This is a genomic window from Robinsoniella sp. KNHs210 (assembly GCF_000686105.1).
GTDB lineage: Bacteria > Bacillota > Clostridia > Lachnospirales > Lachnospiraceae > Robinsoniella > Robinsoniella peoriensis.
The window spans coordinates 790,152-802,661 of the sequence record NZ_JMLZ01000002.1 but is presented as its reverse complement, the minus strand read 5'-3'; the positions used below and the strand labels follow the sequence as shown (position 1 = coordinate 802,661).

11 protein-coding genes are annotated in these 12,510 nt (G+C 41.4%); 2 read left to right on the top strand and 9 right to left on the bottom strand.

Features of this window, described 5'->3' with window-relative positions; all coding sequences use genetic code 11:
• Positions 1-26: 26 nt before the first annotated feature.
• The 5 genes from CD03_RS0110315 to CD03_RS0110295 all read right to left on the bottom strand — a co-directional run bounded on the left by CD03_RS0110315 (position 27) and on the right by CD03_RS0110295 (position 7,654).
• The gene (locus tag CD03_RS0110315; protein WP_027293561.1) at positions 27-950 is read right to left on the bottom strand and encodes an amino acid ABC transporter substrate-binding protein; all 924 of its coding nucleotides are present in this window, start codon (positions 948-950) and stop codon (positions 27-29) included.
• 293 nt (positions 951-1,243) lie between these two features.
• Positions 1,244-1,624 (bottom strand): hypothetical protein, encoded by a 381-nt coding sequence (locus CD03_RS0110310; RefSeq protein ID WP_027293560.1) that lies wholly within the window; start codon positions 1,622-1,624, stop codon positions 1,244-1,246.
• A gap of 486 nt (positions 1,625-2,110) precedes the next feature.
• A complete protein-coding gene (locus CD03_RS0110305; RefSeq protein WP_027293559.1) occupies positions 2,111-2,908 on the bottom strand; it encodes a hypothetical protein in 798 nt (265 codons plus the stop codon).
• A gap of 15 nt (positions 2,909-2,923) precedes the next feature.
• The gene (locus CD03_RS0110300; RefSeq protein ID WP_027293558.1) at positions 2,924-4,093 is read right to left on the bottom strand and encodes a DUF5716 family protein; all 1,170 of its coding nucleotides are present in this window, start codon (positions 4,091-4,093) and stop codon (positions 2,924-2,926) included.
• Positions 4,094-4,105: 12 nt separating this feature from the next.
• Positions 4,106-7,654 carry a DUF5717 family protein gene (locus tag CD03_RS0110295; RefSeq protein WP_027293557.1) on the bottom strand — a complete coding sequence of 1,183 codons (3,549 nt, stop codon included), beginning with the start codon at positions 7,652-7,654 and terminating at the stop codon, positions 4,106-4,108.
• A 286-nt stretch (positions 7,655-7,940) separates the two neighbouring features.
• Between CD03_RS0110295 and CD03_RS33145 the strand changes: the two genes are divergently transcribed.
• On the top strand, positions 7,941-8,630 hold the full coding sequence (locus CD03_RS33145) for a phosphatase PAP2 family protein (RefSeq protein WP_242849079.1): 690 nt from the start codon (positions 7,941-7,943) through the stop codon (positions 8,628-8,630).
• Positions 8,631-8,722: 92 nt separating this feature from the next.
• On the opposite strand, the gene nrdR is transcribed toward CD03_RS33145, so the two are convergent.
• A complete protein-coding gene (gene nrdR / locus CD03_RS0110285; protein ID WP_027293556.1) occupies positions 8,723-9,172 on the bottom strand; it encodes a transcriptional regulator NrdR in 450 nt (149 codons plus the stop codon).
• A gap of 250 nt (positions 9,173-9,422) precedes the next feature.
• On the opposite strand from nrdR, the gene CD03_RS0110280 reads away from it, so the two are divergent.
• A complete protein-coding gene (locus CD03_RS0110280; RefSeq protein WP_027293555.1) occupies positions 9,423-9,680 on the top strand; it encodes a YlmC/YmxH family sporulation protein in 258 nt (85 codons plus the stop codon).
• 7 nt (positions 9,681-9,687) lie between these two features.
• Here the strand turns inward: CD03_RS0110280 and CD03_RS0110275 are convergent, their stop codons facing one another.
• From CD03_RS0110275 to CD03_RS0110265, 3 genes are read right to left on the bottom strand one after another with little or no spacing between them, the layout of a single operon-like run.
• Complete coding sequence (locus tag CD03_RS0110275; protein ID WP_027293554.1) at positions 9,688-10,380, bottom strand: response regulator; 693 nt, start codon at positions 10,378-10,380, stop codon at positions 9,688-9,690.
• Positions 10,370-11,797, bottom strand: coding sequence for an ATP-binding protein (locus tag CD03_RS0110270; protein WP_044289292.1), 1,428 nt, complete (start codon positions 11,795-11,797; stop codon positions 10,370-10,372). Before CD03_RS0110270 ends, CD03_RS0110275 begins: the two co-directional genes overlap by 11 nt.
• Positions 11,798-11,848: 51 nt before the next feature.
• On the bottom strand, positions 11,849-12,502 hold the full coding sequence (locus CD03_RS0110265; RefSeq protein ID WP_027293552.1) for a potassium channel family protein: 654 nt from the start codon (positions 12,500-12,502) through the stop codon (positions 11,849-11,851).
• Positions 12,503-12,510 lie beyond the last annotated feature (8 nt).

Here is a 12,510-nt window from a genome sequence, read left to right as displayed (position 1 = left end):
CCCCTCTGATTGTTTTGCGTCTTTATTTATTTTCCTATAATTGTAATATCCTTGCCAAACCATTCATTGGAAATCTTAGCAAGCGTTCCATCTGCTGCCATTTCTTCTAAAGCTTTCTGAACAGCATCTTTTAATGCGTCGTTTCCTTTTTTGAATCCGATTCCATATTCTTCTGCTGCAATTGCTTCATCCAGCACTTTGAAATCTGCATCTCTTTTTTGGATCTGATAGCTTGCTACTACATTGTCCATTGCAATTGCATCCACTGCTCCGGATTCCAGATCCATAAATGCGGTATTATAATCCGCTACTGTAATTAACTGTCCAAAGCTGCCTGAGAGATCCGGTTTGTCATTTAATGCCGCCTGGGCACTGGAATCTGTCTGCACATCTACTACTTTGCCGGCAAGATCTGTTAACGCTTCAATCCCTGAATCTGCTTTTACGACAATTACCTGATCATTTTTCATATATGGATCAGACCATGTATAATCATCTTCACGTCCATTCATGGTAAATCCATTCCAGATACAATCAATTGTTCCGGAATTTAATTCCATATCCTTGGCATCCCATGCAATGGGCTGATATTTTATTTCTTTACCCATACGCTTTGCAACCTCAGCTGCTGTAGCCAGGTCAAATCCTGTAAATTCACCGTCATCTCCCACAAATCCCATTGGTGGGAAATCCTGGTCGAATCCTACGGTAAAGGTGCCGCCTTCTGCTGCTCCATCTGCAGATGCTGCTTCCGTTGTCTTTGCTTCCGTAGTACCCGCCTCAGATGCCGCTTCTGTCGTTGCTGCTTCGGAAGATGCTGCCTCTGTTGTTTTGGAAGTTCCACTCTCAGCCGCCGCCTTTGTCTCACCTGTACCGGATGAGCCGCATCCTGACATCATAGCTGCTGCTAAAGCAGCCCCTAACATAACGCTTAAGATTTTCTTTTTCATAATAACAATTCCTCCATTTTATACCAAACGCTTTTTATATTTACCGAGTGATCACTCTGCTCTGGTAAATCAGTAAAATCATACTAACATAAAATGATATCACTGTCAATTGTGAAAATATACCGTTACGGAACGGATAAGAAAAAACGCACCCGAATGGTCTTACAAAAGCAGATCCAAAAGCGCAAAAGAGCGAAAACCTGCTCAAACAGAACCTCGGTGCTACAAAACCCAATGAGAAATGGCTGAGTGACATCATGGAATATGTTCAACCCCTATGCGGTATCGAACTTTCAGCATTCATTCCAATAACTAGGATCATATGGTGGCTCAACGCCTCCTGTAGGAGCTAAAAATGGAGAAATATTTTCCAGAGTGCTATTTTTTTTAAAATCAGATGCTTCATAAGCCCTTGCTTTTTGTTGGTATAAGCTATCAGTAAATAACTCTGATGGAACATAGCTTATCGTCTCTTTCAGATCATCAGGTAAACCATTATACCAATCTAACCATTTTAATGTTTCGTCAGATAGATTATTTTTATCGTATTTTTGCCCCTCATACACAACAAAATTATCCTCTGATTCTGCTTTATTCTCATCAGCCGATGCAATTAATATCACTGAACAGAAGATAATAAATGTCACTAATAATAAGAATATTCTTTTAGCCATAATCCTTCTCCTTTCCAAATAGAAACGAAACACACTCTGCTACATCCAAAAAAGAACAGCCGACCACAACCCAAGGGTCTACACCCTGCTGAGAAAACCAGCTTTGTGGCGGCAACCTGAATCTCGGAAAGATGGGTGTGGGAAACTGGTATGGGCGTAGGAAGCGTAGAGCAGAGCTGAGTATTTACTTACCTTTCCGAAGTGTTTTTTGGCGGATAGTATTCGACTAGTACTGCATTGCAAAATGCAGTACTTCTCCCACCGGATACTAAGCGGGCACTGAACCGAGAAATGCATCAGGATTTCTCGGTGAATGCCCGCGTGCCGCCAAAAAGCGCTTCGGAAAGGTTAGAAAATACCAGTTCTGCGGCCAGCTAACGGAGTCCATACAAGTTTTCCACTCCCATCTTTCTGTTGCACCATCTCCATCTACAAAGCGTCCCTTAATCAGCTAAACCCAAATTCAAGAAATTGTTCGCTGTAGTACTAAGAACAAGTACTTTTATGATACTGCGCTTTTAATTTCTCCACAATTTCCTCCGGCTCCATCCCTTTCAGGCTCCTTGCCAGATCACTGTCTTCTGCTTCTTTACAAATCTGCGCATTCCTCTTTTGAAGCTCCGCTACCATGATCTTATCCGCCTTGACTTCTTCAAGACGTTTTTCGTATGCTTCCTGTGACAGATAAAGCGGCAGAAGGGAAAGATACTTCTGGAACGTATCTTTTGATTTCACAATGCCGTAGGACTGCCACAGGCAGTTTGCTGCTTCTTCAAATAAAAAGAGTTTTGCATATGCGCCTGCCATATTGCAGAGTATGGAAGCGTAGAACTGAATTCCAAGATTTCCCGGATTGCGGTCTTTCAGTATCTGATAATATTCTTGTATCCCATTGATATACATCCCATATTCCACAAGGTAATCGGCTTTCATCTTTCTTCTTAAATCGTCGGGCTGGATTTCAATTTTTGAAATTTCCTCCTGTATCTGCTGAAACTCCTGATGGGAAAGATATCCGATTTCCTTGAAAATAGGAAGAATAAAGTTTCCGATACTCTCGTCTTTATCTAACTGCTGGTAGAGCTTCCGGTAAAGCTTATCAAGCCCCAGTTCATCCCTTATCCAGTCACACAGTTTTTCGTTGATAATCGTATTATCAATAAGATAAATATTTTGCTGAAGATAATAGCACAGTTCTTCGATAGAATAAATATTCGTACTGATACTCTCGATATAATATGGATTTTTCGCCTTTTTTATCTGGCATAATACGTATCCGCTCAATGCTTTATCTCCTTTCTATACATCTATAATCTCTTCCCAGGTCTTCCCTGAGGAAGGGAACAGTCCTCCAAATCCAAGATCCCGTATAAAGACTTTACACTTATGAACTGACTGAAAAGATATGTTCACTTCAAGTCTGGTTGTCTTATTCGGCCGTACCGGAAGCCCTTCCAGCAAAATGCTGTGAGTTCTGGCGGGACTGGAATCGATGGGTTTGAAGTAAAGGATTAATTCATCCGTGTCATCCAGAATCAGTTCGTAAGTATGATATGCCTCATACCAGTCCATACCTGCATTAAGGCAGAGATAATAATTATCTTTTCCCCGGATCAGCATCTGCATTCCCACATTTACTTCCACCATATCTTCGCCGACATACAAAAAGTCTCCGATATTGCCAATCCCTTTTCTCTGCATGGCTCCATAGCAGGCTCCTTTTGTATAGAGATTCCTGCCCTGAAAAGCATGTCTTCTGTTATTACAGAGATATTGAAGGGAACGTACCGCCCAGGTTTTATCAAAATTATCACCGATGAGATAGGTGGACGAGAAAATCTTATTTGCAAATATCTTCTGTATCAGACCAAGAAAAAGACGATCTCTTTCCAAATCCCAATCCGTATCTTTTTTTCCTCTTCTGACTTTTTTGTCAAGGGAAAGCTGCGCCATTTTAGTAACCCGTACCAGTGCCGGCCTGGTCTTATAATCTATATCCAGTTCAAATGCAGTAATTTTAGAATCTTCGTATTCAAACAACGCAACTTTATAATTCCAGAGTTCTTTTTTCTGGTTCAGGGTAAAGTAGAAAAAACTTTCCCGGTAATCCTGGAGAAACACATGGCTTCTCTCTATCCCCAGCATGGCAAGGGAAGATGGAATTGCACTCACCCAGGGTTCTTCCATTTTTTCCATTGTAACCATAATGCTGATATCTTTTGCCGGTTCCTCTGTTCCCAGCATGTCAAAGCACTCCTTAAAAAAATTACTTAAAAGGACATCTCCCAGCTCCTTTTTCCCCTCCACCAGAGGGAAGATGTCCCTGGGGGTGGGAATCAGGTATTTTTCCTGTCCCTCCTCCGTGCTGATCGTAATCGGATCTGAAATTTTGTGGTTATAAAATGTAATCAGCGAAAAATTTCTGCCCAGATCAAATCCGACAATGACCTCATTTATTTCGTTAATCATAGGTGCCTCCATCTAATTTGTGTAACCGCCGAATAAACGGCCGATAAAATAATTCTGCTCTATATAAGTCTGCTTATTGTCTTCTACCGCCTGTTTATTACCAGTTTGTATCGCTTCCATCATATGGTTAATCAAATCATACTGGCTGTTTCCTTCCGGTTTTGACTTTTTGGTATAATAAATGGTCTGATCTTCTGTGGTAATCGTCTGGTTATCCAATTCCTCCACCAGATGCCAGGTCAGTTCATCTCCATAAAACAGCGTAAATTCTTTCACAAAGATACCTTCGTACATATTCTTCATCGGTTCTGTTTTAAATCCATTTTCTTCCCCGCCCAAACGGTAATGGAGCACAACTCTGGACTTTGGATTGGCGCGATATTCCACATAGGTTTTATCAGATAGCTGGTATGGCCTTGTGAAGGCATCCGGCAGTTCCTCAAAAAATGCAAAACGGAGTCCCTCATAGGAGATATCTTCCATCATACGGTTAATTACAGTTTCCTGCCCATCCGTCAGATCCGGCTTTTCCGCATAGTTTCTTAAGAGCGCCAATTCACATATGCGTTCCGGAACCTGCTGCTTCACAGCCAGACGCTCAATATAGTCGAATACCGGCTGGGCAACCTGCTTTTCTTTTACAAAATAGTTATAAGCACTCAGGATAACGTATGCCAGGCAGATTTGCTTTTTCCCCATCTTTTTGCGGTATGAATCGAAAATCTCTTCCGTATCTTCCGACCCTACTCTCATAAACAGTACAAATATCAGGATCTTCTCTTCCATTTCAAATCCATCCAGCCCAAATTCCCTGCCTGCTTTCCAGATGTTTTTCATAATCTCAATCGGACCATCATAATACATCAGAAGGTAGGCTAAGATTGTCTCATCGTATTTTTGGCTGGCAAAACAATAAGCGCACAGGAACAGCAGCATGTCATCCGTCCCATATTCCTTTTCCAGAATCGTTCTGCTGCACAGGCGGACCAGCTGAATCAGATCTATATTTTCCGGGCCATAGATACTCACAAGTCCGAATGCCTCCTGGCACATGCCTTCCTCTGTCAGAAGCTCAATTAATTTCTTTTTGTCAGTTTTCACAAACTCATGGTAATCAATCCTGTGAAGATACTCATAGCGCTGCTCAGCGGCAGGATTCTCATAATAATACTCCAGAATCTTACACCTGAGCTGTTCTTTATAAGTCTCCCTGATCCCTTCAATTTCCAACAGCCTTCCATAGCTGTCCGCATTTTCTGCTGTTATGAGAATTTCTTTAGAATCCAGATAACAGCTGTTTAGTACAAGGCCCGCATTATCCGGACAAAGTTCTCTGCAGTATTCCCGAAAAGCCGGTCGATCCATCAATTTTGTCAATGTATATGGAATCTCTGAAGCATACCGGTTACCCTCTTCGTCTTCAAACAAGATCCGGTAATCCCCGGTATACAGCTGAACATAAGCTTTTCCATCCTGAATAACAGATCGTATCTCATTCTTTAACTGGCTGTGAATTACAATTACTGACTTCATGCGGGCAATATCACACTTTAATTCATAAGTAAAAATTGCTCTGGCAAGACCATCCGCCATCCGTTTATTCATAATCGCTTTTGTCAGAAAGGTATCGTAAATCAACGCAAGATCCCTGCTGATTCTGCCCAGTGCCAGCTGGTCAACCATAAACCGCTCCATAGCAGGGCGGTAACTCTTGTAGGTCTCCGGATCTTTACTGTGATTTCTGATTACATTGGCATACACAAAAGCCTTTTTATTGTAGCTCAAAGTATTATTATAGGCAAAATACATCCGCACCATCTGAGGCAGGATTCTATCCGTATCATCCTCCATCGTTTCAATATAATATTCGTATAGTCCTGTCAGGCGCAGTTCATATTCCACCCCTTTTGCGTACCATTTGAAATACTTCTTTTCTGTTTTATGCCCCTTGATTAAGAGACTGCAAACCGCCGTTATGATGCTCTTAACCGGATACTTCTCATAGCAGTAAGTCAGCACTGCGAAAAGTCCTTCGTTAAATTCCCGGTGACGCAGGGTTAGTTCTGCCGCCTGCTCAGCGATTTCCCGGTTCATAACTTCTTCCTTGCACACAAAACGAAGAAGCTGGATTTCAAAGTCATCCAGACGCTTTAATATCAGGGGTTCCTTCTGAAGAATCTGTACACCTTCCACATACATAACCGGACTTGTACATCCGCAGATATACTGATCCCGCACCGCTGACATCCGATCCAGAGGACCACAGACAGAAGGTTCCTGCAGATAAAGAAGAATCCACTGAAGCATCCAGTTTTCCTTATTCTGCAGATATAGTTCATACACCTTCTCTTCTATATAATCAATATATTTCGTATCCCGGTTATAAAATGTAGTGAGATAAAGGTAATAGCCCTCCAGTTCCGGCCTGTCTATCCTGTCTTTATGATTCTCGATCTCTTCCAATGCCATACATGCATCTACCATCCGCTCTCTTGCGAAAAGAAGCTGCACCTGATAAAGTTCGAAAAATACATGGTTTCCTCCCGCGTTGCGGTAATCCCCCAGCGCCCTCTCGGATACATCCAGCCATTCCCCCAGCTTTTTCCGCTTTAGCCGAAAGTCCATATAAGCGGACATCATCCTGGCAACCGCCCGATGCTGCTTATATCCCTTCCTTTCCCCGGAACCTTTTACCGCCTTAAATGCCTCGATTTCAAAAACAAGTGTTTCGTATCCGGAAGAGAGGGTAATCCTTCCAAAATTTTTCCCGCCATGGAGTTTTTCCAAATCGATCACATATTCCAGTGAATACGTACTTCCCACGAACTCATCCGTGGTAACCGTTTCATGATCAATTGTTATAAAATCTGCATCTGCCTGTATATCCAAACGCAAAAATCCCCAGCTGTCCTTGGTAAGTGTCAACACTTCTTTCGTAGACTGGGTCATAACAGGAAAACTTCTGGACAACTCTGACATATGCAGTTTTACCGGTTTTTTCTTTCCACAGCCAACCAGAAACTCTTCCAGACTGCGATAGCTGAAATTCTGTCCACGGATGCCTTCATAGAGCGATGCAAAGGAGGGCGTCCATTTGGGCAGCATATGATAAAATTCGGATGATATAAAAAGCACATATGCTTTCTGGAAATCTTCTTTTGCCAAAGCCGTAAATTCATCCAGACTCTTATATGCCACTGCCAGTTCCTGCTCCTTAGAATACTCTATCTCTAAACGAAATGGAATACGATACTCTCCCAGATTGGAGCAAATCGTAAAGGCGCCTTCTAATACCTCGCCTTCTTCCATTCCTGTCGTATCGATCTCATATACAATTTTTTCATTGTTTCCAAAAAAATCAGATGGCTCATAGGCAACTCTTGCGCTGGAAGAATAGATGAATCCCTTCATCTTCTTTTCTTCCGGATTGCCGATCTCAAAACTGCCCCTGTATGACTCTCCCTTTTTGACCAATACCCTGATTTCATCAACAGAAATGTTCATCGTGGGAGCTTTATATTCAAAAATACCATTTAGTAATTGTTCAATTCTTCTTTTCAAAGGAATCACCTGCACTTTATTTAATCTATGAAGAGTATAACACTTTAGGTATATGACGCGCAACTGTCTAAACGACAATTTGTTTTTGTTTTTGACATTTTTAAGGAATTACTGCCCGTTAAGATTTGGTTGTTTTTCCTCAACTTTCCATCACCTTCCTCTTAAGATTTTCTGAACTTTGTGAACTTAACGTGAACTACATTGTTCAAAACTGCTCATTATGGTATAATTTTTTTAATTCTACGGTGCTTATGAAAAACTTTATTCAATGGGAGGAACCTTTTACGTGAATACAAAAAAGAACAGTAAACATCTCTGGATTATTCCAGTGTACGGCATTTTTTATATGCTGTCGTTTTCCTTTCTGGAAAATCACGTTGTTGATCACAGGGAAATTATCCAATCCCGTTTAGACGACCTGATCCCATTTTCAGAAATCTTTGTAATTCCTTATTTTCTGTGGTTTTTGTACATAGCCGCAACTGTAATTTATTTTGCTCTGTTTCAAAAAAACATAAAAGATTACTATCACCTCATTGCCACACTTGCAATTGGGATGACACTGTTTTTAGTAATCTCTCTGTTATGGCCCAACGGACATACGCTGCGCCCAAGAAGCTTTGAACGGGATAATATTTTTGTCGACATGGTCAGATATCTTTATACAATTGATACACCTACCAATATTTTCCCCAGCATCCATGTCTTTAATTCCGTGGCCTGCTGCATCGCAATCCGCAGCAGCAGCGCACTGAAAAAACACAGAATTTTACAGACCTGCGTATTTTTGCTGACAGTCTCCATTGTAATGGCAACCGTTTTCCTGAAACAGCACACAATCATCGATGTTATAGCTGCACTGGTTCTGAACCTGATCTGCTTCCAGCTAATCTACAAATATCAGTCTATCCTGGCATTTATAAAATCACTGGGAGAGAAAAGGAAGAAGAAGATTTTTCACTCAGACATTTTTTGAGTGAATTGGAAAAAGATATAAACTGATCTAAAAAGAATCCGAAAAGATGTACCGCCGTCCGGCGATTACATCCTTTCGGATTCTTTTGATTCTTATTTTAAAATTTTCTTTAATTCATCCATAAATGTATTTACATCCTTAAATTCCCGATATACCGATGCAAATCTGACATACGCAACGGGATCCAGTTCTTTTAACTTGTCCATGACAATCTCGCCGATTATGGTACTTTCGATCTCTCTGTCTTCCCGATTGAAAACTTCTGTTTCTGCTGCATCTATCATTTCATTTATTTTAAGAACCGGTATTGGTCTTTTATAACATGCCCGAAGTACTCCTGCTTCTATTTTAGACCGGTCATACTGTTCTCTGTTCTGATCCTTTTTGATTACAATTAACGGAATGGTCTCAACTTTTTCATATGTAGTAAAACGCTTCCCGCATTCATCACACAGCCTGCGCCGTCTGATGGAATTATTATCATCTGCCGGTCTGGAGTCCACTACTCTTGTATTATCCTGGTTGCAAAATGGACACTTCATATTATTACCTCCTTATCTGCCCCTCTTGAGCATATCTCCCCTGCCAATATTATGTAGATTGCATTTTCTGTTTTGAGTATATCCAATCCCTTAATCCCTGTCAATCAATTTTATGTAAAAATATGAATAATCGCCGGGGTGGTGCAATATAATGTAAAAATATCCAGAGTATGTTTGAAAGATGCTTGTACCAGGAAGTACCTTCTGATTGGTGCATAATTTTAAAATAGTCTCTGACCGGGGAGCTTTTATGCGTATTTGTGATTTAAAACAAAAGGAAGTTATTAATGTATGTACCTGCGGCTGTATTGGATGCGTCAGCGATGTGGATATTGACCCCCGTACCGGCCGAATCCTCTTCTTAATTGTACCGGGACCCGGAAAAATCTGCTCATTTCTGGGCCGCGATACCGAATTTATCATCCCCTGGGAATGTGTTACACAAATCGGCACTGACATCATCCTGGTAGAGGTTGATGAAGAAAAAATAAGAAAGAAGTGCGAATAGGGCCGTTTTACGAAGTAAAACGATAACCTACTCCCACTTCTGTCAGAATAAATCTGGGATCGGCAGGATCCTTTTCGATTTTTCTTCTGAGCGTTGCCATAAATACTCTGAGGTTCCCGGGTTCTATGCCCTCTGTATAACCCCAGATCTGATGAAGAATATAATTATGAGTAAGGACCTTGCCTCTGTTTTCTATTAATAAATTCAGTATCTTAAACTCGATCGGAGTCAGATGGATTTCTTTTTCGTCGATCAGAACCTTATGTGCTTCGTTATCCACCGTGAGATAATCACACTGGAAGATCTCTTCCGGAATCTTTTCCACACCTCCGGTGCGTTTACGAAGTGCAGCTCTGACTCTTGCCATCAATTCTCCCATATAAAAGGGCTTTGTCACATAGTCGTCTGCTCCGGCATCCAATGCCCTGATCTTTTCCTGTTCTTCCTGACGTGCGGAAACCACAATAATCGGTACTTCCGATACTTCCCTGACTTTCTCAATAACCTCCATACCGTCTCCATCCGGAAGCCCCAGATCCAGGATGATCATATCCGGACGATTTGCATAGAACAGGCTTACGGCATCCTGCACTTCTTTTGCCACACAGAATCGGTAACCTTCTTTCTTCAGGCTCATTGAGATAAAGTTAATAATGTATTTATCATCTTCCACAATCAATATATTTTTCTTATCTTCCATCTGCATTCACTCTTTCCGCATTCAGCCAAAATGTCAATCTGGCGCCTCCGCCCGGTTTATTCTCTGCCCATATCTCACCGCCGTGTTCTGTGACAACTGCCTTACAGATCGCCAGCCCAAGGCCTATGCCCTGCTTTTGCTTGGAATCCCCGCTTGCGGAAGTAACAAATTCATCAAACAGCTTTCCCATCATTGCATCTGCGATCCCTTCGCCATCATCTTCAACCTGTATGAAGACCTTTTTGTTCCGGAAGCTGGCAAGTACCGATATTCGCCCGCCCTCTTTTGTATGCTTCATGGCATTGTCCAGAAGATTGATCATCACCTGAACCATCATCTTCCCATCCATCTTCGCCACAATCACTTCATCGGGAAGGGAGACGGTAAATTTCCGCTTCTGATGAAGATCTCTGATATGGCTTGCCGCCTCGTAGATAATATCATCAATTACTTCCGGCTGTTTATTAATATGAAGGCTTCCGCTTTCTATCTTAGTCATATTCAAAATATTTTCCATCATCTTCATCAGCCAGAGTGCCTGTTCATTAATATCCGTTGCTAATAACTGGATATTGTCTTTTTCCAATTTTTCGGAATCCAGAATTAGTCCGCAGTCGCCGATAATTCCCGTAAGCGGTGTTCGAAAATCATGGGAAATACTGCGCAGCATCCTGCTTTTCATATGTTCCCGTTCCATTTCCACCTTGATCTGCTCCTGCTGCTGGTACACCAGTTCCCGGTCCAGTGCAATCCCGATCTGATTCGCAGCGGTCTTGATCAAAAGCTCCTGCTCTATGGAAAGGCCCTCGTTCCGGTTATATACTTTCAAAACACCTAACTGTTTTTCTAATCCAATGATCGGCACCATCATATAGTCACCCAGCCTGTGGTTTTTGTCCCGCATTTCGGTACTCTTGTCTCCGATCAGCTCCACTTCACTTTCGAATTTGGTATGCTCAAAAATATAGCGGATTCCAAGGCGGACGATATTTTCCTTTCCTGTCACATTAATAAAACTTTTCGACATCTCATGCAAAAGTCTGGCCGCCTGTTCATTTTTCTGTGCGATCAACAGCTGCTTTTGGAATTTAACTGTCAGATTATAAGAAATAAGGGACGCAATCAGAAATATGATAATCAGGACAATATCATTAATATCTGCAATCCGGAAGGTATGCAGCGGTGCCGTAAAAAAGAAGTTAAATGACATAACGCTGATAAAGGATACCGCCACTCCATACTGATAACCATTGGTATATGCCGTTGTCAAAAGTACCCCGATCATATAGATCATCAGCGTATTTTCTTTTGCGATTCCGGCACTGTTTAACAGAACGGAAAAAAGAGTCGTACCCGCTACAATGGCCACGACTCTGCCAATATATTTCATATGCTGAAGATATATTTTTTTATCCATTTCCAAACCTCTTTAATCGTTTAATTCCTTCTTTCATCCTATTCTAACATGTTATTTAATATTTGCCAATATCTTGTCGATGTCATTTCGCTGACCGATAATCATCAGATGTTCATTTCCGGTCAGTACATAATCTGCATGAGGAAGTAATTTCACATCCCTCTCTACCTTTATCCCTAATATACTTACATGGTATTTAGCCCTTACATCTACCTGTTTAATACTCTTTCCTACCCAGGATGGCAGGGGAGGGATCTCTAAAATAGAATATCCTTCTGTCAATTCTACATAGTCGAATACATGATTGGCACTATGGCGTACCGCTATCTTTTCTGCAATATCCCGATCCGGATAAACTACCTCATCCGCTCCGTTCCGAAGAAGGAATTTAGCATGAATATCTCTGTTTGCTTTACTTACAACATATTTACCGCCCATTTCTTTTACCAGGCTGGTAATTTCAAGACTGCTCTGGAAATTCGATCCGATACAGACGAAACAAAGGTCAAAATTACTGATTCCAAGGCTTCTTAAGACCTCCTCATTTGTACAATCTCCCACCTTTGCTGTAGTTGCATAGGGTAAAAGGTCAGAAACCTTCTCTTCATCTTTATCGATAATCATAACCTCATTATTCATTTTCGATAAATTGATGCATAAATGGTGGCCAAACCGCCCCATCCCTATAATTAATATCGTCTTCATGTTTATCT

Coding starts and splice junctions, on each gene's coding strand:
- CD03_RS0110275 (WP_027293554.1), bottom strand. CDS start 10,380: ATGGAAGATAAGAAAAATATATTGATTGTGGAAGATGATAAATACATT.
- CD03_RS0110280 (WP_027293555.1), top strand. CDS start 9,423: ATGCGTATTTGTGATTTAAAACAAAAGGAAGTTATTAATGTATGTACC.
- CD03_RS0110315 (WP_027293561.1), bottom strand. CDS start 950: ATGAAAAAGAAAATCTTAAGCGTTATGTTAGGGGCTGCTTTAGCAGCA.
- CD03_RS0110310 (WP_027293560.1), bottom strand. CDS start 1,624: ATGGCTAAAAGAATATTCTTATTATTAGTGACATTTATTATCTTCTGT.
- nrdR (WP_027293556.1), bottom strand. CDS start 9,172: ATGAAGTGTCCATTTTGCAACCAGGATAATACAAGAGTAGTGGACTCC.
- CD03_RS0110300 (WP_027293558.1), bottom strand. CDS start 4,093: ATGATTAACGAAATAAATGAGGTCATTGTCGGATTTGATCTGGGCAGA.
- CD03_RS0110270 (WP_044289292.1), bottom strand. CDS start 11,797: ATGGATAAAAAAATATATCTTCAGCATATGAAATATATTGGCAGAGTC.
- CD03_RS0110265 (WP_027293552.1), bottom strand. CDS start 12,502: ATGAAGACGATATTAATTATAGGGATGGGGCGGTTTGGCCACCATTTA.